General features: G+C 66.3%; 30 protein-coding genes. 8 read left to right on the top strand and 22 right to left on the bottom strand.

The window, feature by feature from the left end; genetic code table 11:
* Positions 1–23: 23 nt before the first annotated feature.
* On the bottom strand, positions 24–683 hold the full coding sequence (locus N0B15_RS07290) for a helix-turn-helix domain-containing protein (protein WP_263018983.1): 660 nt from the start codon (positions 681–683) through the stop codon (positions 24–26).
* Between the two features lie 173 nt (positions 684–856).
* On the opposite strand from N0B15_RS07290, the gene moaA reads away from it, so the two are divergent.
* Complete coding sequence (gene moaA, locus N0B15_RS07285; RefSeq protein WP_263018981.1) at positions 857–1,825, top strand: GTP 3',8-cyclase MoaA; 969 nt, start codon at positions 857–859, stop codon at positions 1,823–1,825.
* A 25-nt stretch (positions 1,826–1,850) separates the two neighbouring features.
* Here moaA and N0B15_RS07280 read toward each other — a convergent pair whose 3' ends face one another.
* Positions 1,851–2,582 (bottom strand): bifunctional helix-turn-helix transcriptional regulator/GNAT family N-acetyltransferase, encoded by a 732-nt coding sequence (locus N0B15_RS07280; RefSeq protein ID WP_263018979.1) that lies wholly within the window; start codon positions 2,580–2,582, stop codon positions 1,851–1,853.
* Positions 2,583–2,847: 265 nt separating this feature from the next.
* Here N0B15_RS07280 and N0B15_RS07275 point away from each other — a divergent pair, with 265 nt between their 5' ends.
* Positions 2,848–3,354, top strand: coding sequence for a hypothetical protein (locus N0B15_RS07275; RefSeq protein WP_263018978.1), 507 nt, complete (start codon positions 2,848–2,850; stop codon positions 3,352–3,354).
* Positions 3,355–3,435: 81 nt separating this feature from the next.
* Here N0B15_RS07275 and N0B15_RS07270 read toward each other — a convergent pair whose 3' ends face one another.
* From N0B15_RS07270 to N0B15_RS07250, 5 genes are all read right to left on the bottom strand, one after another.
* Entirely contained in the window at positions 3,436–3,792 is a 357-nt protein-coding gene (locus N0B15_RS07270; protein ID WP_263018976.1) for a DUF8055 family protein, read from the bottom strand.
* A 3-nt stretch (positions 3,793–3,795) separates the two neighbouring features.
* Entirely contained in the window at positions 3,796–5,490 is a 1,695-nt protein-coding gene (locus N0B15_RS07265) for an FAD-dependent monooxygenase (protein ID WP_263019214.1), read from the bottom strand.
* 5 nt (positions 5,491–5,495) lie between these two features.
* Positions 5,496–7,079, bottom strand: coding sequence for an electron transfer flavoprotein subunit alpha/FixB family protein (locus N0B15_RS07260; RefSeq protein ID WP_263018974.1), 1,584 nt, complete (start codon positions 7,077–7,079; stop codon positions 5,496–5,498).
* Between the two features lies 1 nt (position 7,080).
* Positions 7,081–7,944 (bottom strand): electron transfer flavoprotein subunit beta/FixA family protein, encoded by an 864-nt coding sequence (locus tag N0B15_RS07255; protein WP_263018972.1) that lies wholly within the window; start codon positions 7,942–7,944, stop codon positions 7,081–7,083.
* Between the two features lie 170 nt (positions 7,945–8,114).
* Positions 8,115–8,975 carry a polymer-forming cytoskeletal protein gene (locus tag N0B15_RS07250; protein ID WP_263018970.1) on the bottom strand — a complete coding sequence of 287 codons (861 nt, stop codon included), beginning with the start codon at positions 8,973–8,975 and terminating at the stop codon, positions 8,115–8,117.
* Between the two features lie 125 nt (positions 8,976–9,100).
* On the opposite strand from N0B15_RS07250, the gene N0B15_RS07245 reads away from it, so the two are divergent.
* A complete protein-coding gene (locus tag N0B15_RS07245; RefSeq protein WP_263018968.1) occupies positions 9,101–9,298 on the top strand; it encodes a DUF5800 family protein in 198 nt (65 codons plus the stop codon).
* On the opposite strand, the gene N0B15_RS07240 is transcribed toward N0B15_RS07245, so the two are convergent.
* Both N0B15_RS07240 and N0B15_RS07235 read right to left on the bottom strand, forming a co-directional pair.
* The gene (locus N0B15_RS07240) at positions 9,299–9,883 is read right to left on the bottom strand and encodes a DUF7097 family protein (RefSeq protein WP_263018966.1); all 585 of its coding nucleotides are present in this window, start codon (positions 9,881–9,883) and stop codon (positions 9,299–9,301) included.
* Positions 9,884–9,931: 48 nt separating this feature from the next.
* The gene (locus tag N0B15_RS07235; protein WP_263018964.1) at positions 9,932–11,674 is read right to left on the bottom strand and encodes a hydroxysqualene dehydroxylase; all 1,743 of its coding nucleotides are present in this window, start codon (positions 11,672–11,674) and stop codon (positions 9,932–9,934) included.
* A 146-nt stretch (positions 11,675–11,820) separates the two neighbouring features.
* Here N0B15_RS07235 and N0B15_RS07230 point away from each other — a divergent pair, with 146 nt between their 5' ends.
* The 3 genes from N0B15_RS07230 to N0B15_RS07220 all read left to right on the top strand — a co-directional run bounded on the left by N0B15_RS07230 (position 11,821) and on the right by N0B15_RS07220 (position 14,725).
* Complete coding sequence (locus tag N0B15_RS07230) at positions 11,821–12,168, top strand: DUF192 domain-containing protein (RefSeq protein ID WP_263018963.1); 348 nt, start codon at positions 11,821–11,823, stop codon at positions 12,166–12,168.
* Between the two features lie 151 nt (positions 12,169–12,319).
* Positions 12,320–12,967, top strand: coding sequence for a class I SAM-dependent methyltransferase (locus tag N0B15_RS07225; protein ID WP_263018962.1), 648 nt, complete (start codon positions 12,320–12,322; stop codon positions 12,965–12,967).
* Positions 12,968–13,198: 231 nt separating this feature from the next.
* Entirely contained in the window at positions 13,199–14,725 is a 1,527-nt protein-coding gene (locus tag N0B15_RS07220) for a (R)-citramalate synthase (protein WP_263018961.1), read from the top strand.
* 1 nt (position 14,726) lies between these two features.
* Here the strand turns inward: N0B15_RS07220 and N0B15_RS07215 are convergent, their stop codons facing one another.
* Positions 14,727–14,924, bottom strand: a complete 198-nt coding sequence (locus N0B15_RS07215; RefSeq protein WP_263018960.1) for a hypothetical protein — start codon at positions 14,922–14,924, stop codon at positions 14,727–14,729.
* Positions 14,925–15,000: 76 nt separating this feature from the next.
* On the bottom strand, positions 15,001–15,138 hold the full coding sequence (locus N0B15_RS07210; RefSeq protein ID WP_263018959.1) for a hypothetical protein: 138 nt from the start codon (positions 15,136–15,138) through the stop codon (positions 15,001–15,003).
* A 91-nt stretch (positions 15,139–15,229) separates the two neighbouring features.
* Here N0B15_RS07210 and N0B15_RS07205 point away from each other — a divergent pair, with 91 nt between their 5' ends.
* Positions 15,230–15,784, top strand: coding sequence for a GMP synthase subunit A (locus N0B15_RS07205; RefSeq protein WP_263018958.1), 555 nt, complete (start codon positions 15,230–15,232; stop codon positions 15,782–15,784).
* Between the two features lie 134 nt (positions 15,785–15,918).
* Here the strand turns inward: N0B15_RS07205 and N0B15_RS07200 are convergent, their stop codons facing one another.
* The 5 genes from N0B15_RS07200 to N0B15_RS07180 form a co-directional block, all read right to left on the bottom strand.
* Positions 15,919–16,056 carry a DUF7331 family protein gene (locus N0B15_RS07200; RefSeq protein ID WP_263018957.1) on the bottom strand — a complete coding sequence of 46 codons (138 nt, stop codon included), beginning with the start codon at positions 16,054–16,056 and terminating at the stop codon, positions 15,919–15,921.
* 192 nt (positions 16,057–16,248) lie between these two features.
* The gene (locus N0B15_RS07195) at positions 16,249–17,214 is read right to left on the bottom strand and encodes an alpha/beta fold hydrolase (RefSeq protein ID WP_263018956.1); all 966 of its coding nucleotides are present in this window, start codon (positions 17,212–17,214) and stop codon (positions 16,249–16,251) included.
* 1 nt (position 17,215) lies between these two features.
* Entirely contained in the window at positions 17,216–17,644 is a 429-nt protein-coding gene (locus N0B15_RS07190; protein WP_263018955.1) for a hypothetical protein, read from the bottom strand.
* 119 nt (positions 17,645–17,763) lie between these two features.
* The gene (locus tag N0B15_RS07185; RefSeq protein WP_263018954.1) at positions 17,764–18,051 is read right to left on the bottom strand and encodes a DUF3194 domain-containing protein; all 288 of its coding nucleotides are present in this window, start codon (positions 18,049–18,051) and stop codon (positions 17,764–17,766) included.
* Positions 18,052–18,055: 4 nt separating this feature from the next.
* A complete protein-coding gene (locus N0B15_RS07180) occupies positions 18,056–18,430 on the bottom strand; it encodes a prefoldin subunit beta (RefSeq protein ID WP_263018953.1) in 375 nt (124 codons plus the stop codon).
* Positions 18,431–18,594: 164 nt separating this feature from the next.
* Between N0B15_RS07180 and N0B15_RS07175 the strand changes: the two genes are divergently transcribed.
* On the top strand, positions 18,595–19,173 hold the full coding sequence (locus N0B15_RS07175) for a cadmium resistance transporter (RefSeq protein ID WP_263018951.1): 579 nt from the start codon (positions 18,595–18,597) through the stop codon (positions 19,171–19,173).
* A gap of 32 nt (positions 19,174–19,205) precedes the next feature.
* Here N0B15_RS07175 and N0B15_RS07170 read toward each other — a convergent pair whose 3' ends face one another.
* From N0B15_RS07170 to truD, 6 genes are all read right to left on the bottom strand, one after another.
* Complete coding sequence (locus N0B15_RS07170; RefSeq protein ID WP_263018950.1) at positions 19,206–19,466, bottom strand: KEOPS complex subunit Pcc1; 261 nt, start codon at positions 19,464–19,466, stop codon at positions 19,206–19,208.
* Positions 19,467–19,487: 21 nt separating this feature from the next.
* Positions 19,488–19,622, bottom strand: coding sequence for a DNA-directed RNA polymerase subunit P (locus N0B15_RS07165; RefSeq protein WP_263018949.1), 135 nt, complete (start codon positions 19,620–19,622; stop codon positions 19,488–19,490).
* A 29-nt stretch (positions 19,623–19,651) separates the two neighbouring features.
* Complete coding sequence (locus tag N0B15_RS07160) at positions 19,652–19,921, bottom strand: eL43 family ribosomal protein (protein ID WP_263018948.1); 270 nt, start codon at positions 19,919–19,921, stop codon at positions 19,652–19,654.
* A gap of 51 nt (positions 19,922–19,972) precedes the next feature.
* Positions 19,973–20,167 carry a hypothetical protein gene (locus N0B15_RS07155; protein ID WP_263018947.1) on the bottom strand — a complete coding sequence of 65 codons (195 nt, stop codon included), beginning with the start codon at positions 20,165–20,167 and terminating at the stop codon, positions 19,973–19,975.
* 53 nt (positions 20,168–20,220) lie between these two features.
* On the bottom strand, positions 20,221–20,937 hold the full coding sequence (locus tag N0B15_RS07150) for a DUF2103 domain-containing protein (RefSeq protein WP_263018945.1): 717 nt from the start codon (positions 20,935–20,937) through the stop codon (positions 20,221–20,223).
* A 74-nt stretch (positions 20,938–21,011) separates the two neighbouring features.
* Positions 21,012–22,352, bottom strand: coding sequence for a tRNA pseudouridine(13) synthase TruD (gene truD / locus N0B15_RS07145; protein WP_263018944.1), 1,341 nt, complete (start codon positions 22,350–22,352; stop codon positions 21,012–21,014).
* Positions 22,353–22,443: the final 91 nt, after the last annotated feature.

The following is a 22,443-nucleotide window of genomic DNA, read 5'->3' as shown; positions in this document are numbered from 1 at the left end:
AAACGAGGAACGTTCAGGACCGGTCACTCCCGCGGGCCGAGTTCGATCGCATCCTCGACGAGGCGTTTGTGTGCGCGACGAAGTCGCTCCGAGAGCGCCTGGTGAGAGATACCGAGATCCGCGGCCAGTTCCTCCATGTCTGCGTGGCGTGGAATCTCGTAGTACCCCCGCTCGAGTGCTCTGACGAGCGTCTCGTGTTGTGCGTCGGTGAGTCCGTGACGGCCGTAGCGATCGTCGTCGAGTTCGTGGATGCGCTGGATGTCGAGCGAGAAGCCCTGGTCGGTGGCGAACTCGTACGTTCGCGAGAGCGCATCGCGTTCGGGAAAGAGGATGCGCAGTCGCCACTGCGAGTGCTCACCCGTCGCTTGCAACACCGTCGCCTCCTCCTCGGTGAGTACGTGTAACAGGACGGTGACGTCGTCGACCCACTCCATCCGGTAGAGGCGTTCGTCGCCGAGGTCGGTCAACAGCGTGACTGACTCGACGCTCGGATCGCGGTGCAGTTCGTCGTCCAGTACGGCTATCTCCGCCTCGTTGCCCGCCAGCCAGACGAACGGCATGAGGTGATCCGGATCGTACGCGACGACGCGTTCGACGTCGACCACGAGCGACTCGAGGCGCTCGAGTGTCCGTCGGAGGGCGAACTCGTCGGCCGGCACGGTGAGTTCCGCGATCGTACTCATGGGGAGTCCACCACGGCCAGCGGTATGAGTGGTGTGGGGTGTCTCGAAGGACCCTGCTGCCGTCCGCTGCCACTGGTACCGGCGTCGAGACTGCCGGAGGGGGTAATCAAAAGTGGTTACTCGAGGCCGATTCCGACCGCGTGTTTAAGCGGATTCACCCACAAGCGAGGGGTATGCTGGCCGACGAGTTCGGGCGCGAGGTCACGGGCATTCGGATCTCGCTCACCGACCGGTGTAACTTCGACTGTGTCTACTGTCACAACGAGGGAATGGGGGATACGCGTGGACCGATGGAGCCGCAGGACGACGAGATGAGCACTGACGCCGTCGTCCGCGTCTGTGAGGTCGCTGCCGAGTTCGGCATCGACAGCGTCAAATTCACCGGCGGTGAGCCGCTGCTCCGCCAGGACGTCGAAGAGATCGTCTCGCGCGTCCCGGCGTCGATGGCGGTCTCGCTGACGACCAACGGCACCTTCCTCCCGGAGCGCGCCGAGGCGCTGGTCGAGGCCGGACTCGAGCGCGTGAACGTCTCGCAGGACGCCCTCGACGCCGAGACCTTCGCCGCTGTCACGAAGACCGGCGCCTACGACCGGGTGCTCGAGGGCGTCGACGCGGCACTCGAGGCGGGTCTCGACCCGGTGAAGCTGAACATGGTCGTCTTCGAGCAGACCGCGGGCTACGTCCCGGAGATGGTCGAGCACGTCGCCGCAAACGACGGCCTCCAGTTACAGCTGATCGAGTACATGCCGGAGCTGACGGGCAGGCCGGAGTGGGCGATCGAGATCGAACGCGTCCACGACTGGCTCGCCGAACAGGCCGACGAGATCGAACGCCGCGAGATGCACGGCCGGCGGCGGTACTGGATCGGTGGCGGCATGGTCGAGATCGTCGATCCCGTCGAGAACGCGTCGTTCTGTGCGAACTGCCACCGCATCCGGGTGACCCACGACGGCTACCTGAAAGGGTGTCTGAACCGAAACGACGACCTCGAACCGATGGGCGAACTGGGCAGAGACGAGATTCGCGCGGCGTTCGAGACGGTGGCAGCGAACCGTGTCCCCTTCTACGGCGAGTACATGGTCCGGGGCGAGGACGGAGAGTGGGAACTCAACGACGAGTACGTCGAAGCGCGAGTGAACTGACAGCGGAAAGCAGGTGTGAAGAAGATCAGAGACCGATCGCCATCATCACTTCGTCGACGTACGCGCCGTCGAGTTTGTAGTGGCCCTCGCGGACGGCTTCGATCTCCCAGCCGTGATCCTCGAGAAAGACGATCGCCTCCTCGTTCGTCGAGGGCACGCTCTGGTAGACCTTCTCGTAGCCGTTCGCCCCCGCCCACTCGAGTCCGCGTGCGAGGAGGTGTGAGCCGATGCCGCGGCCGCGGTACTCCTCGATGACGCCGACGGTGAGTTCGGCGGTGTGGGCGAGTTTGTCGAGTTCTGGCGCGTGGAGGTGGACCCAGCCGACGACCTCGTCGGCGACCGTCGCGACGAAGAACATCCGCGACTCGAACTCGTTGTGGCGCAAGAGCGCGTCCTGGTGGTCGACCTCGTCGGCGACGCTCTCGGCGACGATGTAGGTCCGTTCGTCGACGACCTGCCTGATCGCGCCGACGATGCCCGAGAGGTCCTCCTGGATCGCCGGTCGGATGTGAAACTCGAAGTCGTCGGTGACGTACTCCTCTTCGGCACCCGCGTCGAGGGCGACGCGGAGCGTTCCGTCGGTCTCCTCCAGCCGCCCGTCGCGTTTGAGGATGGCAACGTGGTGGCGAAAGCCACCCGGATCGATACCCAGGCGCTCGCACGTCTCGTCGAGGTCGGCCGCTCCGTGGCGCTCGACGTACTCGTAGATCCGCCTGCGGTCGTCGTGACCGAACTCGAGCTCTCCCGTGAATGCCATGGGATGTCATAACACCGCACACTACTTAATTGTTAATAGGGTGGGTTGTGCGCGGGCGCACCTACCCGGCCGACCCGGAGCGGCCGGTCCGAGCGTTCGAGGCGGCTCGAGACTCGTCCGCCGTAATAATGTACCGACACGTGAAGCCTCACTCCCATGCGGCCAGCGTGTTTCTGCCAGCGTGCGTGATCAGTACGTCCGCAGACGGGGCAGTCGGCGACCGACACGGCGAGCAGACGGGCGGTGTGACGAGTGGAGACCACCGATGACCGGTCTCGATGCCGTCGCTGCTGGCGTCGCCCTCGTACTCGCCGTCGGTCTCGGCATCGTCGTCCACGAACTCGCCCACGCCGCCGTGTTGCGCCTCGCCCGAATCGAGTACACGCTCGAGTTCGTCCCCGACCCGGCAGCGGCCGGACAGGCTGGGTTCAGCGCGCACCTGCGCCGCCCACTGGCGGTCGTCACACCGAACCCGACCGGTGACGAACCCGCGTGGGTGCTTCGCGTGGCCGCACTGATGCCGCTCTCGCTGACGCTCCCGGTCTGTCTGCTGGCCGCAACGGGCGGACTCACACCGGCGACCCCTCTCGCCGTGAACGCGGCCGTGATCGGGTGGCTCGCCTGTGCGATTCCGAGTCCGCGCGACTTCGCCGTCGCGTTCTACGCACACCAGGCGCTGGCGGACGCTGACGAACCCGCCGACACACTCGAGCGGGACGCCCCGGCCGAGGACGCACCGATTACCTCACCCACCACTTCCCGCGCCGACTGACGGTCGTCGCGGCCGGTCTCCTGACTGGCCGTTTTCGCGAGGTGGGTCTCACTGGGTCGCGTATCCTGCCAGTACGGTGATTCATCGAGGTGGAACGTGCGTCAATAGCTGTGCCGTATCCAGGACGTTTCGCGTATCCAGGAGGAGTTCGGCCGCCTGACGGATCGAGAACGCCGCCGCCAACTCGACGCCGTGGCAGCGAGCGTAGAGTTCGAACCAGGTGTTCATCGCGCGCTCGAGCGCCCGCAGTTCCGCCGGAGAGAACGCGACCAGACGACCCCCGGTTCGCGCCTCGACGTAGAGCCAGATGGCCTGGCCCGCCCCCTCACGGAGGTAGACCGTCGCGTCGTCGGCTGTCGCTGCTTCGGGGTCGAACGCCTCGCGGTCGCGCTCGGCCCGGCGCTCGAGGGCGGCGATCCGAGGGCCGTAGGTCGCCATCGCTCAGCCCTGTCTGAACTCGACGCCTTTGCCACCGCGGGGGTGTTCCCACTCGGTGTCGGCGACGATGGCACAGGTGCCACACTCGACGCAGGGCTGGGTGTCGAGGCTGACGAGCGTCTCTTCGGTGCCGTTGGTCTTCACCGTCTCCGCACGGTAACAGCCACCGCCGAAGTCCTCGGCGCTCACGGGACAGGCGGTGACCGCCGCACCGCTGGCCGCGTAGGACTCGTCACGCAGGCGGATGTGCGGGTTCCCGACGTCAGTATCGTAGGTCAGCTCACCGATCCGGTCGACCAGCGCGGGCGGTTCGACCTCGTTCTCCCAGTGGACCGTCCGCCCGAGTTTCTCACCGATGACCGACGGCAGCGTGACGTAGCCGGTCTCGGTGTCGGGTAACATCCCGACGAGCAGCGGCGAGTTGTACGCCCGCCCGAGCAGGCGCTTCGCGAGCGGGTTGCCGACCGCGACGCCGCCGACGGGCGAGTTCAAGACGCCCTCGACGACCCTGGTGACGAGCGGGCGCTCGCTGACGACGCTCGTGTACTCGTAGCGCCGTGGCCGGAGTTTGCCCATCGTTCCCGACTCCTCGAGCATCGAAGTGTAGGCCCGACCGGCGGACTCGGTGTCCGCGTCCCTTCGGGTCCGCGCGAAGGCGTCGGCCGCCAGCGCACCCGCAGTGACCGCGTGGTTCATCCCCTTGATGATCGGTCCCTGTGCCTGCATCTGTCCGGCCGCGTCGCCGACGAGCACCAGCCGGTCGCGGTAGGGTTCGCGGTGAGCCACCTTCTTCGAATCCGGGACGAGTTTTGCCGAGTACTCGAGTTCACGGTACTCCTCGCCGAGCCACTGCGCGAGCAGCGGATGGGTGAGCAACGCGTCGAGCAGTTCGTGCGGTTCGGCGCGCTCTTCGACGAGGCTGTCGAGGTGGAAGACGGTCCCGATCGAGAGCGTGTCGGCGTTCGTATAGAGGAAGCCGCCGCCGCGGACGCCCTCGAAGAGGTCACCCGAGAACAGGTGGGCGACCCCCTCGTCCGCGCCGATGGCGAAGCGGTCCTCGATGCGTTCGCCGTCCATCTCGACGACGGCTTTGACGCCCTGGAACCACTCGTCGGGTTCCTCCCAGTCCATCAGTCCGGCGTCGCGTGCGAGTTCGGAGTTGACGCCGTCGGCGGCGACGATGAGGTCCGCCGTGATCGGATCGAGTTCGTCACACGTGACGCCGACGATCTCGCCGTTCTCGCGCAACAGGCCGTTGACGCGGACGCCCGTGAGCACGCCGCCGCCGGTCTCGCTCGTCTTCTCGTGGACGCGCGCCTCGAGCCAGGCGTCCATCCGCCGCCTGAGGACGGCGTCACACCAGTCGGTGTCGTGCTCGTGGAGGCGGGTCAGGTCGTAGGTCTTGACCTTCTTCCCCGCGATGTTGTGGATGTAGTAGTCGGTGATGGGACGCTCGCCGACCGCCTCGCGCATCCCCGGAAACAGGTCGTCGATCGTGTAGGGGGCCGACTCCTCGGCGTAGATCAGCCCACCCGAGACGTTCTTCGACCCGGCTTCGACGCCGCGCTCGAGCACCAGCGTCTCGACGCCGTGGTCGGCCAGCCGTGAGGCGGCGGCAGCCCCGCCGGGTCCACAGCCGACGACGATCGCCTCGTAGTGTTCGTAGCCCTCCTCAGCGCCGCCGTCGGTCCGGCGCATCGCCATCAGTCCTCACCTCCGTCGGCGACGGCCGTCACGTCGAGTTCGCCCGCCTCGAGCGCCTCGGTGAGCCGTGGCAACACCTCGAAGAGGTCGCCTTCGATGAAGTAGTCGCTGAAGTCACGGATGCGGGCGTCGGTGTCGGTGTTGATCGCGACGATCGTCTCCGATTCGTCCATTCCGACTTTGTGCTGGATCGCCCCCGAGACGCCGGCGGCGATGTACAGCGGCGGCGCGACGATCTGGCCGGTCTCGCCGATCTGGCGCTCCTCTTTGGTGTACTCCTCGACGTGGCCCTCGAACTGGTAGGAGGAGGTGACGATGCCCCGCGTGATGCCGAGGGCGGCGTCGTCGAATGCGTCGACCAACTCGAGACCGAGTTCGACGCCGAGCGTCGGGTCGTCGCCGATGCCGCGGCCGAGACAGACGACGACCTCGTGGCCGGTCAGGTCGACGCCCGCCTCGAGTTCGTCGTGTTCGGTCACCTCGACGGCGAACCACTCCTCCTCGAGTTCCATGTCGTGTTCGACGACGAGTCCCTCCCGGTCTGGGTCGGGATCCATCGGCTCGAAACTGCCGGGGATCACCGAACACCCCTGCGGGTGGAAGTCGCGGTCGGGGTTGTCGAGACAGAGGATCGTCGAGTACTCGAAGCCGGAGAAGTCCGGCCGTTTCATGTGTAAGACTCGCTCGAACGTCTTCTTCACGCCCGGTTCGCCGGTCTTGACGGGATTCGAGATCTCGGTCGCCTCGATGTAGAGGTCCGAACAGTCGGAGGCCAGCCCCGAGTCGAGTTCGGCCTGGACCTGCGCCGAGAGGTCCCGGCCGTTGTTCGTCGCCGGAAACAGCACGTAGCGCGGTTCGTCGTACGCGCGCCAGTCGGTGCTCTCGACCGTCCCCTGCCCGCGCGCCATGTGCGCGGCGATCTCGCTGTAGGGCTTGTGCAGGAAGCGCTCGAGGCGGTCGTCGTCGTGGTAGACGGCGACGTCCGCACCGTAGGCGATACACTCCTCGGCGAGTCCCTCACAGTCGTCGCCCATCAGGAAGGCGACGACGTGCTCTTCCTCGTAGTCCGCCGCGTACTGGTCCATCAACTCGCGGGCCTTCCCGAGCATCTCCTTCGAGACCTCGAGCAGTTCCCCCTGCTGGACTTCACAGAAGACCCACATGTCCCGGTAGTCGCCGCCGCTGAGCGCCCGGACGTGGCGTTTGTCGGCGGTCGGGTGGCTGAGACCGTCTTCCTCCTGGGCCGCTTCGCTCGGCTCACGAGGTCCGCCCTCGGCGTCGGCCGCGTCTTCCTCCGCAGCCTCTTCCGCTTCGCCCTCGGCCGCCTCCCCTACCTCCTCGCGGGTCTCCTCGTACTCGCCTTCGGTCTCCGCCTCCTCGCTCGCCTCGTCTGCCCCGTCGCTGCCAGCGTCGTCGAAGGCGTCGACCGCCTCGAGTCTGCGGTGGATCGCCTCTCGAGCGGTCTTCCGGTTCTGCCCGGCGCGTTCGGCTTCGAGGACGGCGCTGAGTTCGTCGGCGTCGTCGACCGTCTCGAGTTCGTCGGTGAGTTCGTCGACGGTGAACTCCTCGGGGTCGAGTCCCATCTCAGTCACCTCCGGCGAACGCAGTCAGTTCCTCGAACACCGATTCCATCGCCTCGCCGTCGTCGGGGTCGACCATCGTCGCCTCGCGTTCGGCGGGCGCTTTCGGAATCGGATCGACCGAGGAGACGATGGTGGGCGAGCCGTCGAGACCGATGTACTCGGAGTCGAGATTGAGGTCGACGTGATCCCACGTGGTGAGGTGGTCTTCGTACTCCTCGCCGCGCGCTTCGGTCTCGGCGCGCAGGCGCTTGTGCTCGAGGCGGTGAGACGCCTTGCGGTAGGTCGGCGCGAACTCGGGGTCCGCCACCACGACGCAGGGTAAGGGCGCTTCGACGGTCTCGATCTCGTCGACGTCGCCCTCGACCAGCCGTTTCGCGCGCAGCCGGCCCTCGTCGGGATCGATGTCGAGCGCGAGGACGTGGGTGACGATTGGCCACTCGAGCCCCCAGCAGGTCTGGGGGCCGGTCTGGCCGGTCTCGCCGTCTGCGGTCTTGAAGCCGGCGAACACGAGGTCGACGGGGGCAACCTCGCGTTCGTACTTCTCGATGGCGCTACAGAGTGTAATCGCCGTCGCCCAGGTGTCGGAGGCGGCGAGTTCGCGGTCAGAGAGCAAGTACAGGTCGTCGGCGTAGATGTCGGCCATCGCCTCCTCGAGTACGCTCGCGTAGCCGGGAGGTCCCATACTCATCGCGCTGACGTGCCCGCCGTGTCGTACCCGCGTCTGGAGGGCCGCCTCGAGTGCGAAGCGGTCGTTCGGGTTCATGACCGTCGGCGTCTTCCCGCGCTCTAAGTGACCCTCTTCGTTGAAGGAGACGGCTCCCTCGCTGAAGTCGGGGACACCTTTCGTCAGAACGACAGATCGCACGGTTCCCTCCGTCGGTGTGTTATGGTTGCTTCTCCCATGCGTATGTCACTCTATCACAACTGTCGCTATTAAGAGTGTGGGTGGTGACAGGTCCTGAATGTACGCTCGAGGGGACAGTCGCCGTATTCGACTGGTCCGGTACTCGAGGCTGCGGCCGCGTTCGACCGGTCTCACTCGAGGTCGCGCTCGGTCGTCTGCATCGTGATCTCGCCGTCGGCGCGCATCGTTCCGTCGACCTCCGCGCCGGGTCCTAACTCGAGGTCGGTACAGGAGACGTCACCGAGGACGCGTACGTCCGGCCCGAGGCTGACCGAGCCGTCGCGGGTGGTGACGTCGCCGTGGATCTTCGTCCCCTCGCCGACGGCGACGTCACCGCGGGCGCGGAGGCTGCCGAAGATGTTGTTCCGTTCGCCGGCGTCGATGGTCTGAGCGCGGACGTTACCGTGCAGACGGCACTCGTCGCCGATGGTCGCGGGTGTCGAGACGCGCCAGGCGTCGTCGTTGACCGAGGCGTTGCGGGGGATCACGAGTGGGTCGCCGACCGGCGCCGCCTCCTCGCCGCCGTCGGTCAACTGCGAGAGCAGGCGCTGGGCGGCGTCGTCTTCGCCGATCAACAGGAGGTGCTTGAGGTAGACGAACAGGAAGACGATGGTCGGCATCGGGTTCCGGATGACGATCCAGCCGTTGGCTTCGAAGCCCTGCTCGATTTCGACGTCGTCGCCGATGTCGAGGTCGCCTGCGACTTTCAACTCGCCGGCGATGTGGACGCGCTCGCCGAGGTAGGCGTTCTCTCCCACCAGGACGTTGTCCGCGACGTCACACCACATGTCGAGCCGACAGTCGCCGCTCGCCTCGATCGAGCCGCCGAATCGGGTCCCCTCACCGGCGAGGACGTTGTGTCCGCGAACGCCGAACTCGACCGTCGACCGGGCACCGACGATCACGTCACCGTCGGTCACGAGGTCGCGTTCCTGGGCACTCGTGCCGTCGGGAACGCGCAGTTCGTCGAGCGGATCGCTACTGAACGCCACACTCTGACCCAATGTGACCCCCGGATAATAAACCCCGCGCGCCGTGCGCCACGCGTCTGACGGACGGCCGACGACCGTCGAACGCATCCCGCTCGCTTTTCTCGTCGCAGGCCATAGCCCCGGCTATGACGACACTCGCATTCGACGACCACGGCGTCGACGTAGTCTACGAAGGAACCGAGTTCCGCCTCGAGCGCGACCTGATCGAAGAGGCGACCGAGAAACCCTACCACGAGGTGACCGACCACGACGTGCTGAAAATCGTCGCCAAACAGCCGACGCTACGCGGCGAACCCCGACAGATCGGCGACATCATCGACTGATCACCCGTCACGGCGGCGCTCGTAGCGCTCGGCCGCCGACTCGAACGTCGTCTCCTCGAGTTCCTTGCCCCGACGCGTCTCGAGTGCGGCGATAGCCTCCGGGTCGGGTGACACGTCGTCGGTGAGGCGCGCCCACGAGGTGTGGACCTTCGCGTGACACCACCGACAGAGCGAGACCGTAATCTCGTGGCTCGGGCGCTCGCCGTCGGGTTCTGACGCACCAGCGCTTGCCGCCTCAAGTCCCCCGGCGTAAGAGAGGTGGTGTTCCTCGAGCAGCGGCCGCTCGCTCGAGTGGGCGTCGAGGCGCTCCTCGAGTCCGCAGCGGACGCACTCGCGTCCGTCGCTCCGCGAGCGAAAGTGGGGACACGCCGCCCAGTCGTGGCCGGCGCTGTCGGTGTTCGAATCGGGGTCGACGACCGGGCAGGCGTACGCCTCGCGCGCTCGCTCTCGGGCGAAGGCGGGGTCGTGTGCGAAGTGGTCGACGGCGTAGCGACAGCGCCCGTCGTCCGTGAGGTGGTCACAGACGCCCGCGAACTCGTAGGGGTCGTCGACGCCGACGGCGGTCCCCCGCGGCGTTTTCTCCATGCTCGCGGGGATACGGGAGCGATGGACGAAAAGCCTCCGCCGCTCGAGTCAGCGCCCGCGCTCGAGACCGAGCAGCCGCGCGACCGGCGCGGGACCGGCGTCGCGGACGCGCCGGTAGCCGTCCCAGATGACCGGTGAGGCGATACCCGGATGAGGCAGACCCAGGCGGACGCGCACGTCGTCGGCGCGACGCGCTGGCTCGAGCACCGTTGGCCACTCGAAGGTGAAGAGGCGACACCGGTCGCTGCGGCCCTCGCGCTCGAGGATGGCGTTGACGGCGCGGCGGGCAGCCTCGTTGGCGGCCTCCATGCTGGCGAGGTCGGTGTGCGTGCGAACGTAGTCACCCGCGAGCACGAGGTTCGAGAGCGAGACGTCCGCCGGCGGGCGGTACTGGCGCGTCCCGACGGTGTTGATCAACAACGGCTCGTCGTTGACGAGCGTCCCCTCGTCGGTCTCGCGTAGCGCCGGATCGACGATCCACTCGAGGAGCTGGTCGTCCGACAGAACCGTCTCCTCACGGTTGAGGTGCTGTTTGAGCTGTGTCCACACCTCGGTCGCGAGTTCCTCGCGGGTACACTCGCGGGCGGGTTTCTCGTAGACGACACCCGGCGCGTCGAACTCGGAGATGATCACCGAGAGGATGCCCTCGACACCGCCGTCGACGTGGCGGTCGAACGCGGGCCAGAACTGTCGCTGTGAGATCGACGTCAACGCCCACGGCGAGTCGTAGAAGATGCCGTGGCCGCGGACGGTCGGTACGTCCTCGGCGAGGTAAAACTGGAGACCGTTCATCCAGGCGGTGTCGATCCGCTCGAGGTCGGCGAGTGCGGGCGCGTCGGCCGCCATCTCGGACGTAACCAGCCGTCTCGCGGCTTCGACGGGGACCGCGAGGACGTAGTAGTCGGCCTCGACCCGGCGCTCGCGTCCGTCGTGGTCGATTCGGACACCCGAGAGACCGCCCGCGCTCGACCGGTCGGCCGGGTCGTACTCGAGCGCCGTCACCGTCGCGTTCGGGTGGAGTGTGACGCCGAGGTCGCGCAGGTGGGCCACCCAGGGGTCGATCCAGACGGCGTTGCTCGGGCCGTCGAGCAGTCGGTCGGCGTGGACGCGCCCGTCGAACAGGCCGCGCAGCATCTGCGTGTATATCCGGCCGATCGTGCGTGTACTCGAGACCTCGGGGCGCATCGCGACCAGCGACTGCGTGATGCCGTAGGCGAGGTGGGCCTGGTAGGCGGACGACATCGCCTCGGCGTTGACGAACTCCCACCAGGAGACGTGTTCGTACTCCTCGTCCCAGCGTCGTTCGCTGCTCGTCAGCAGCGTCAGTAGCCGGTCGACGAAGAAGGCCGACTCGTCGGGCGGGACGTTGGTGCTGCCGAACACCGTGACGAGTCGCTCGCGCCACTCACCGAGTGACTGTGGCGACTCCGTGCTGACGACTCTCGAGGGGGCCGTCACCATCGCCTGCAGCATCTGATCGGTCGGAACGAGGTGGTCTGCGACCGTCTGCCCCGGGCGATCCGGGCTGGCATCCCCCTCACGGTGTTCGCCGGCCGGAATGCGCTCCATCGTCTCGACGACGTGGCGGTAAAAGCCCGGGAAGAACCGGAAGCCGTGTTCGGCCGGGAGCGCTTTCGAACCGCCGTCGACGGTCGGTCCCGGAATGCTCCGGGCTTTCCCGCCGAAGCGGTCGTTTCGTTCGTAGACGGTGACGTCGAAGCCGCGCTCGGCGAGTTCCTGTGCGGCGGAGAGTCCCGCGACGCCGCCGCCGAGAACCGCAACTCGTGTCATCGCTGCTGTTTCACCCCACTCCCCCGGTACGTCGGTACTCGAGCCATCGGATCTGTCCGCGAGTACGCACGTCGAAACTAAATCCATTGCCCCTTACGAGCGCCGGCGGCGAGAACCTTTTTGGCCGCCGCCGACGACCGCCAGTCGTGAGACTCATCGCCGAACGCGACGGTGACACGGAGGTCCTGGCGACGGACCTCGAGTTCGCCGACTCGCTCGTGAGCCAGACACGCGGGCTGATGTTCCGGCGACGGATTCCCGAGGAGTACGCGCTCGTCTTCCGTTTCGAGACGGCGAAGACGCGCGACATCCACATGCTGTTCGTCTTCGCCCCCCTCGACGTTTGCTGGCTCGTCGACGGCGTCGTCGAACGCGTCGAGCGCATGCGGCCGTTCGTCAGCTACGCTCGAGCGCGTGCGGACACCATCGTCGAACTTCCTGCGGGGGCTGCCGATGGGGTGACCGCCGGTGATCGACTCACTCTCACAGAGTGAGACAGCTCGAGACAGTGCTCGACCACCACTTTAGCTCGAAATTGTTGTCGTATTCTGGTGTGAACTGTCGGGACAGACGGCACGTCTCGATACCAGAAGCTGTTCCTCTACGGCAATTATATTTAACTGTCGTAAATGTGCTCAGTCTCCTATGGTCATACAGGTTCCAAAATATGTCTACAATAGGACTATCCGCGGATACTTACCGCTAAAGTACCGCGTGCTCGCGGGTGTGGCCGTACGTGATCAACCACTCTTCGACATTACTGACGAAAAATCAGATTATAAGAAGGGTTTAATAAACGCTATTCACGAACGGGTCGGCGAGGGTGATACAGTCGAACTCGTGGGATTCGGCCGCGGCGTGTCGACGGTACACGCGCTCGAGAGTGGCGCAGCACACGTGACCGCGTACGATGGGTCTGCGAGCATGATCCGGCGAGGGACGGAGACCCTCGAGACGAATTGGGTGAACCGTTCCAGCGTCGACGTCGTCCACACGATCGTCGGCGACCCGATCGGCGTCTACGGCGAACACGGGGATGTCGAGGTTACGTCCCCGTCTGAGCTGTCGTCGGCTGACGTGCTCGTACTCGACTGCGAGGGGGCAGAGCAGAGTATCATTTCTGGATTGGGTACCCTCCCGGAGACGATACTCTGTGAGACACACCCGGAGCGCGGCGTACCGACTCGGTGTGTCGTCTCAGCGCTCGACGATCGGTACGACGTCTCCATCAGGGAGTACAAACCCGACGACACGAAAGGAAAGAACGTCGTCGTCGCTTCGTTGACCGAGTGAGTGCCAGCGCCCTCCGACAGGGACACGTGCGAGGTGTCGCCGATCACCCCAGTCGAGCGATACCGGATCGAACGCCCGTACTGTACGGCCCTCGAAACCACTATCCTTAACTATCGTGACGCGCAGACATAGGAGTACACATGGCAGACGATACGCCCACTGTGGAGGATAGACGAAGTCGCCCCCAGGCGGCTGGCCGTGAAATTCGACGGTACTGACGAACCTCCACTCATGATTGGTCGCGACTCACTGTCCGTCTCCGACGACCGGACGATAGAACTTCTCGATACGACACTCCGTGACGGCGAGCAAGCCCCAGGCGTCTCGCTCTCCCCGGACGAAAAAGTGGAGATCGCCCAGGCACTCGAGCGCGCCGGCGTCTCCGTCATCGAAGCCGGAAGCGCCTGTACCGGTCCCGGCGAACGCCAGGGCATCTCCCGCGTCACCGCACTCGACTTAGACGCCCGCGTGACGAGCTTCTGTCGCGGTATCAGAGGCGACGTCGACCTCGCACTCGAGTGTGGCGTCGACGGCATCCACCTCGTCGTCCCGGCGAGCGACCGCCACGTCGAGGGCAAGGTCGGCTCGACGCGCGAGGAGGTCCGCGAAAAGACCGCAGACCTCGTCGCCTACGCCAAAGACGAGGGTCTCTGGGTCGAAGTCATCGGCGAGGACGGCTCGCGCGCCGACCTCGACTACCTCGAGCAACTGATGGGCACCGCACTCGAGGCGGGCGCAGACCGGGTCTGTTTCGCCGACACCGTGGGCCACACTGGTCCCGAACGGACCTACGAGACCGTCTCCCGACTCGCCGACCTCGGTCCCGTCAGCGCCCACACCCACGACGACCTCGGCCTGGGCGTGACGAACGCGCTCGCGGCCATCGCCGCCGGTGCCGATCTCGTCCACTGTACGGTCAACGGACTCGGCGAGCGCGCGGGCAACGTCGCACTCGAGGAGGTCGCGATCAGTCTCTCCCACGTCTACGGCGTCGAGACTGTCGACCTGACACAGCTCTACGACCTCGCCCAGACCGTCTCGCGGGCGACCGGCATCCCGCTCGCACCCAACAAGGCCGTCATCGGCGAGAACGCCTTCACCCACGAGAGCGGCATCCACACCGACGGGACGCTAAAAGACGACGCGATGTACGAGCCGTACCCGCCCGAGACCGTCGGCAGAGAGCGCCGCCTCGCCCTCGGCAAACACGCCGGGCGCGCGGGCGTCAGAGCCGCACTCGAGGAACACGGCTTCGACGCCAGCGACGAGGAGGTCGCCGAGGTCGCCCGCCGCGTGACCGAACTCGGCGACCGCGGCCGCCGTGTCACCGACGCCGACCTCCTGGCCGTCGCCGAAGACGTCACCGGCGACGACCACGAGCGGATGGTCAGGTTGCTCGACCTGAACGCGACGAGCGGCGGTCCCGTCCCGACCGCGAGCGTCCGTCTCGACGTCGCGGGCGAAGAACGCGTCGCCGCAGGCACCGGCTCCGGTCCCGTCGACGCCGCCGTCTCGGCCGTCCGCGAGGCGCTCGGTCCCGCCGGGGAGGCCCAGCTCGAGGCGTTCCACGTCGACGCGATCACCGGCGGTACCGACGCCGTCGTCACCGTCGAGGTGACGATGAGCCGCGACGACCGCACCGTCAGCGTCGCCCGAAGCGAGGCCGACATCACTCGCGCGAGCGTGACCGCGATGGTCGACGCGCTCGACCGACTGCTCGCCGACGAGCACGCGACGCGCGCGCTCGCCGACGACTAACTCACTCGAAGCGGCTCTTACTGACGTACCCCTTCGGATTGGTCAGGTAGATCACAGCCAACAGCAACGCGAGGGCGATCACGCCGAGGCGGGCGTACTCACTGCCGCTCGAGGGCATCGTCGGCTCGAGCGAGAGCGCCATCACGCCCGCGACGGCGAACCAGAGACAGGCGACGACGAGTCGCTGACGGAACTCCATACGATCCGGGTTTCGGGGGGAGCGGTATGAATGCGACGAGTGGCGATCACGGTGGCCTACTCGAGTGTGAACGCGTTCAGAGCAGCGCGAACAGGAGCCACGGGAGGACGAACAGCGCGAGAAAGAGGAGCGCGAGGACGAGGAGGTAGCCACCGACCGTCGCGAGCGCGCTCGTCCACGCCGGGTGTTCGTACTGGCTGGTGTCGACGGGCATGGGTGTGGAGACTCGAGCGCGAGCGATAAGTGTGGCGGGCGAGATGCGCCTTTCGGACGGTTTTTATCGCTTCCCTCGCTACCGAGGGGCAATGACGAAGATCGTCGTGGTGGACAACCACGGGCAGTTCACCCACCTGGAACACCGGGCGCTTCGCGACCTCGGGATCGAGACGGAACTGATAGACAACGAGACGCCCCCCGAAGAGGTCGACGCCGACGGCATCGTCCTCTCGGGCGGGCCGGACATGGACCGGATCGGCCACAGCGCCGACTACCTCGAGGGCGACGTGCCCGTCCTCGGCATCTGTCTCGGGATGCAGATCATCGGCGAGAAACTCGGCGGCCGCGTCGGCAGCGGCGAGTACGGCGGCTACGCCGACGTCACCGTCGACGTACTCGAGGAGGACGATCCGCTGATCGGCTCGCTCGCCCCCGAGACGCGCGTCTGGGCGAGTCACGCCGACGAGGTCAAGGAGGTCCCGGAGGGGTTCACGCGCACCGCGAAGAGCGATGTCTGTGGCGTCGAGGCGATGAGCGACACCGAGCGCCACCTCTACGGCGTCCAGTGGCACCCCGAAGTCGCCCACACCGACGAGGGCGACGAAGTGTTCGAGAACTTCCTCGCGATCTGTGAGTCGATCTGAGCGCGGATTCGCTCGAGCGTATCGCCACCGGTCTCGCTCGAGTGCGTGAGACGCGAGTCTCTGGACCGCGGTGGTGTAAACGGTAGCGTGCGCTCGCTGCTGGCTCGGACGAATCCCCCCACGCTACGCACCTCTCAGACGAGCCAGGCGATCGAGAGCGCCATGTCGGACTCGATCCAGGCCTGCTCGTTCTCGGTGTCGTAGATGCGCACGCTCCCGTCGGCCGTCTCGTCCTGGACGTACCGGCCGCGACGCGCGCTCACATCTCGCATGGGTCGGTGAACGAACAGATGTCATATAGTTCTTTTGCAAGAGGAGATTACCGGAATGATCTCTGTGAGTGAGATTCGTTCGAGTTGGGGAAAGCGACCGTGGATCAACCGCAAAAAAACAGGCGTGGTCTCGAGTCAGCCCCTGAGACGGGGATTTCGACGCATCTCTGACGTAACGGGCCGAGTCGGTGGCTACTCGGCCGGTTTCTCTCGAGTGGGACCCGGTGGGTGGTATTCGATGCCGACGTCCTCGGGAGTGAGTTCGTCGGGGAGGTCCTCCTCGCGCTCGCCGGTGACGGCCGCGAGCACCTCTTTGATGTAGGCGTTGAACAGTTCCGGGTTCTCGCTCATCGGGAAGTGGCCGATGCCCTTCATCTCGACGGCGGTGGCGCCCTCACCGATGCCTTCGGCGGCCGTGCGGCCGTCCTCGGGCGTGGTGAGGTAGTCGTACTCGCCGTTGACGATGAACAGCGGGCACTCGTCGGCGTTGACCTGATCGAGTTTGTCACGGTAGTCGTGGTCGACCGAGTAGTAGTAGAGGTCGCCTTTGAACACGCCCGTCGCGCCCTGCTCGTAGAGGTACATCGTCTCACGGAGGGCACTTTCGGGACCTTGCGGAGCCATCAGGCCCCAGCAGGAGTAGGCGTTGACCTCAGTCGTGTTCACGTGTGGGTGGTCGAGCCAGTCGATGTAGAAGCCGGGACTGTAGGCCGAACACTCGAGACCGATCAGCGCCTGGAACCGGTCGGGATACCAGTCACCGAGTTCGAGCGCGAGGTTGCCACCCATGCTACAGCCCATGTAGATGGGGTCCTCGAGGTCGAGCGCGTCGGCGATGGCGACGACGGAGTCGGCGAACTTCCGCGCGGTCATGGTGTAGTCTTCGGTCCACCACTCCTGGGTGGTTGGCGGGACCGACTTGCCGTGGTACGGCAGGTCGTAGGCGATGACGCGGAACTCGTCGGTGATCTCCTCGTCGGTGAGGACGTGACGCCACTCCTGGCAGTTGTTACCCGCCGTGTGCTGACAGAGCAGCGGCGTTCCGTTCTCGGGACCGTTCTCCTCGACGTACACCCGGTGGGTGACGCCCCCGATGTCGGCGTAGACGTACTTGCCGGTGATCGGTTCGACCTCGCCTGGCTGGTGGGCGGAACTCATCTCAGGCACCTCCGTTGTTGTGGGCGACACGCATCAACTCGAGCGTCCGCTGGAACGCCCTGAGGTTCTGGAAGATCTTCTTGTTGTCACCGGTCAGCTGCAGGTGGCCGTCCTCGTTTCGGACCGCCGTCCGATAGTGTGAGGCGATGATCTCGTGGTTGAACGGTGGCGGCGTCTCCTGGACGAACTCCTCCCAGGCTTCGCGGTCGCCTTCGACCCCGAACGTCCAGCGGTGGTTCAGCGTCGGGTTCGGAACCACGGTGTCGATCTTGCCGTCTGCCATCTCGAGGAGGACGCGCTCGTCGCCCATCTGCACGTAGAAATTTTCGTTGAATTTGTCGTGACCGCGTACCTCGAGTTCCGGATCGCTGTTCACCGTCTCCTTGTACGTCTCCCACCACTCGTGGGTGCCGAGTTCGGTTTCGTTCACTGTATCACCACCGATGTGCTGCACCGAGAACGAGTATATAGCTCACACATTAACATCCGACACCATCGGAGAGAAATCACTGACGGTCACGGACCGCGAAAAGTGGGTGTAACGAGACCTTACTCGCCGAAGAGCGTGTCGACGGCGTCGCGTGCCGCGGCGACGGCCTCGTCGGTGACGGTCTCGGGGTCGGCAGTCGTCTCGTCCGCCCCGGGAACGTTCAGGTAGACGTCGACTTCGAGGACGCCCTCCTCGAACGTGACGGTGACGTCGAGGTCACGAACTGCCGACTGTTTGTAGTGGTCGAAGATGACGCCCTCTGCGGCCTCCGAGGCAGCGGTGACGACCGCTTCGTCTGACGGTTCGTCGTGGCCACCATCGGCGACCGCTCGGGCCGGGTGCGTCATCGGCTCAGGCGCCGCCCGCGCTCGGGCCGCCCATGCCGCCGCCGAGGAGTCCCTCGAGCTCGCCCTGGAGACGCTCGAACTGCTGCTGGACGCGCTGTTCTTGCTTCTCGAGCGTCTCGAGACGGATCTCTAAGCTGTCGACTTTCTCCTCGAGTGAGTCCTGGGCGTCGTCGTAGTCGGTCGCGACGAGGAGTTCGCCGACCTGCCGGTACATCTGGGCGTCCTCGTCGATGTTCTCGAGTTCCTCGAGTGCGTTCTCCGCATCGGTGAGCGAGGACTGTGACTCCTGTTTCTGGACCGCGACGGTCTGGGCGGTCTCCTGGAGTCCCTGTAGTTCTTCGATTTTCTCCTGCGCTTCTGGTGGTAGATTACCCTGCATACCTCGACCCTCGAGTCCCTGACTGATAAACCCCGGCGGTATCGATGTCCGACCGCGTGGGGTGAGCAGGGTACGTGGCGCGCTGTCTGACGGTCGCCACACCGGCGAGCGAGCGCCATAGAGAGGAAGCGATATACGGGTCCGGTGGGACGTTCGTACCGTCCGTGGAGACTCTCTTGCTCGTCGGTCTGTGGCTGTTCGTCGTGACGAACCTCGATGCGCTCCTCGTTGTCGGCGTCTTCTGTGCGGACAACGAGTATCGGAGCTGGGAGGTGTTCGTCGGCCACTCCGTCGGTTTCGGTGTCGGACTCGTCGCCGCAGTCGTCGGCGCGGCCGTCGCCGCCGAACTCTTTCACGAGTGGACGTTCCTCCTCGGCGTCCTCCCCCTCAGCATCGGTCTCTGGGGTCTCTTCCGTCGCCCGCCGGAGACGACGGTCGAACAGTCCATTCCCGTGCCGAACGCTGTCGGCCGGGTCGGTGTCGTCACCAGCGCGAGCATCGGTCTCAGCGGTGAGAACCTCGCCGTCTACATCCCGTTCTTCGCCGACCTCTCGAGGAGCGAACTGGCGCTCGTCGTCACGTCGTACGTGATCGGTGCTGGCTTCGTCTTCCTCGTCGCCCGTCTCGTCGTCTCGCGCGTCGTCGTCGACGGCATCTCGGAGCGACTCGACCGGTGGCTCGTCTCGACGGTGTTAGTGCTCGTCGGTGGCTACGTCCTCGTGAGCGGATTCGCCGTCGCCTAACGGGCTCGGTAGCCGGTGCAGCGGTTCCCGGTTCACTCGAGCGCCCGCTCACCGATGGCGTGGACGGACTCGGCGACGGAGACGAGCGAGAACCAGGTGTTGAGCGCCGCACGCAACGCGGTTACGTCCGTCGCCGTGACCTCACAGACGACGGTCGAGCCCTCACGACGGATGGTCGTCGCCGAGCGTTCGTCGTCGATCTGGCCGACCTCTCGAGCGACGCTCGCGGTGAGGAGGCGGGCGCTCTCGGTGGAGTCGGCTTCGAACTCGAGTGAGGCGGTGTGAGAAGACACTCGAAGGCGGTGTGCGGCTTCTCAGTGCACCGAGACTTCTTTCACGTCGCGGCTGCGCTCTTTCAGGAGGACGCGGTGTCCGCAGTAGGGACAGCGGACGCCACCGTACTCGTCCAGTTCGACGTCTCGCTTACAGCGGGAGCACTTGTAGCTCATGTGACGGTGTAGATACGAACCGGTGGGGTTTATTCGTTGTCTTCGCCGAGTGCGGCGCGGATCGAGCGCGTGACGGTCCGGCCAGCGGGCGTCTCCGGCCGGTAGGCACCGCCGGTGAACAGTTCGCCGGTGTCCTCGTTGCGCCAGATACCGGTGCCGACGCGGGTGACGTCGGTGTCGTCGACTTCTGCGTGGTTCATGTCGTGTTCGATCTCACTGACGCGTCGTCGGGCGACGCGGCCGTAGCGCGCGCCGAAGCGGCCTGCACTGCCAACAATTCGCTTCCCTTGCTTGGCCATAATACCCGATGCTACCCGCAGGGGACGCTTAAACCTGTTGAGTTCCGGTCGTCACGAGACGACGCGCTGGGCGACGAACAGTTCGCCGACGATCACCAGGAGCGCCGCGAGAAAGCCCGCCGGGACGAGCGGAATCGCGAGCACGGCCGTCCCCCGTCCCGAGACGGTGACGAACGTCCGGAGGAGGGGACCACTGAGGGCGAGCACGGCGACGAGCGCCAGCACGGCGTCTTCGCGGGCGACCATGGTGGAGGAATCTGACAGTATCGAGACCGAAAAGGCTGGGGGCTGCGAGTCGGTCACCGGAACCCGTCCTCGGCGAGCGCGTCGTTCAGGTCTTCGCGGACGCGTTCGCCGAGTTCGCGGTCTCGAGCCGTGGTGACGATGCGGTTCTCCTGGACGCTCGAGCCGTCTCTGACGAGCAGTCTGAGGTTCCCGCCGTCGTCCGAACGGGTCACCTTCGCGCGCAGGCCCGACTGCGAGCCTTTGCCGCCGGCGTCGATCGGTCCCGGAATCACCTTCTTCACGTGCGGGTGCGCCGCGACCGACGCGATGACGCCCATCCCGTCTCGGCCGCCGATGAGCGTCGTGTGACTGCCGCCGATCTTCTCGCTGACGGGGCGCTCGACCACGTCGAGCGCGCGCGTCCCGCGACGCGAGAGCACGTCCCCCACCGGGTCCGTCTCGTCGACGCGGTAGAAGGCGTAGTGGACGTCCTCGCGAACGCTCCGTACCACGTCCCGATCGCCTGCAGCGAACACCTCTTCGGGGCGCTTGCGGCGCAGTTCGTCGCCGATCAGTCCGGCGAAGTTTCGCAGTTCGACGACCTCGTTCTCACCCTCCTCGGGCGTGGTCGTGATCGTCGTCTCGCCGAGCACCTCCTCGCCCTCGAGTACCGTCAGCGTCGCTCGCTCGCGCGTGGCCGCGAGGACGACCGCGTCGGCGTTCGCCCCCTCACAGACGAGACAGAAGTCCCCGGGTCTCTCGAGGGGCGAACCACACTGGCGACACTCCATAGCGGGCGTTCGTGGTCGCTCCCTAAAACCGGTGTGTTTCACCGCCCGACTCGGGCGCTCGGGCGAGCGTCCGCTCAGCCGAGGTCGATCGGATCCACCTTCAGGTACTCCCGCATCACGACCGTCGCGTACGAGCCCTTCGGCAGCGAGAACGCGAGCGAGAGCGGGTCGGCCTCGGTCTCGAGTTCCGTGGTGACGAGAATCGCCCGTCGAGTCCCGCTCGAGTGATGGTCGTCCGGGAGGTCGAAGTCCCCCGGCTCGAGGTCGAGTCTCGCGAGGACGTCGCGTTCGATCTCACCGGGTTCGCCCGCGGCGACGTCGGTCTCGGTGCCGACCAGCGGGGCGGTGACGAACGCCCGGCCGCGCTCACAGTGACGGGTGACAGAGCGCAGGCGGCGTTCGGAGACGCGTTGCTCGCGTCCGACGTCCGGCAGCGCCAGCCCCTCGGGTGCCTGTCGATCCGCGAAACAGACCACGTCACCCTCGACCGGCCGGTCGAAGGGCAGGCCGCGCTCGAGGCGCTCGCCGAGGATCAGGTTGAACGCGTAGGACTGGGCGGCGTGGACGAACAGCTTCTGGAGGTTGTCGGGGAGACGCTCGAGCGCCGCACGGAACGTCTCCTGGGTGGGGGCGCTGCCCTCGCCGCTCTCAGCCAGGCCGTGGAGCAGCGAGCGCTCGTAGCCGAGTCCCCGGGGGAAGCGCTCGAGCGCCGCCTGCCAGTCGCGCGTCTCCTCGACGAACGCCCGGGCGGCCTGGGTCTCCTCGGGTTCGCTCGCCGTCGGCCCGCCGAGGTAGGCCATCACCGCGCCCTCCCAGTCGCCACGGACGATCTCGAGTCCGACCTCGTGGGTGATCGGGCGCCTGCTCCCGAAGCGCTGCTGGCCGAAGAAGTTGGGGACGCCGATCTGGTCGCCGTCGGCGTCCGCGAAGGCGCGCAACTCGTCGGTGATCGCCGGGGCGTTCTCGGGGCGGTCGGCGTCGCTCACGGCCAGTTCGAAGGCGTTGCCCGCGAGGTCGCCGAACTCGAGTGCGCGCCCCGCTCGGCCGACGATCTCGAGGTCGACGCCGCGGATCTCGGGGAGGTCGGCGGGTTCCGCACCGTAGATCGAAAACAGCTGGGTGGTGATCGCCCGTTTGTCCTTGGTACCAGCCCAGGAGACGCGTCTGCGGCTCATCCCCAGCGCGTCGGAGAGCCGGGAGACGAAGTCGTTGGTGTCCCAGCCCGAGAGCGTCGCCCGCACGACGAGGTGGGGGTAGGCGTCCGTCGTCGCCTCGAGCGACTCGGTCGAGAAGCGCTCGAGTTCGCGGACGCGAAAGTCGGCGTCGCTCGCGCGCAGGCGGCCGCCGACGCCGTCGGTGTCGCTGACGTAGTGTTCGATGCCGACGGCCTGCTCGAGTGGGTGTGCCGGGCGCATTCGTCTCCCTCTCGGGTCCGACGGCCAAAAGACTCCTCGGGTTTCGTGTGTGCGTGCTGTGTCTGGTGGGCTTAAGCTCCGGGCGGTCGAA

It is taken from the genome of Natronobiforma cellulositropha (assembly GCF_025629245.1).
GTDB classification, from domain to species: domain Archaea; phylum Halobacteriota; class Halobacteria; order Halobacteriales; family Natrialbaceae; genus Natronobiforma; species Natronobiforma cellulositropha.
The sequence above is the reverse complement of the archived record's forward strand: the minus strand, read 5'-3'. Positions and strand labels throughout refer to the sequence as shown.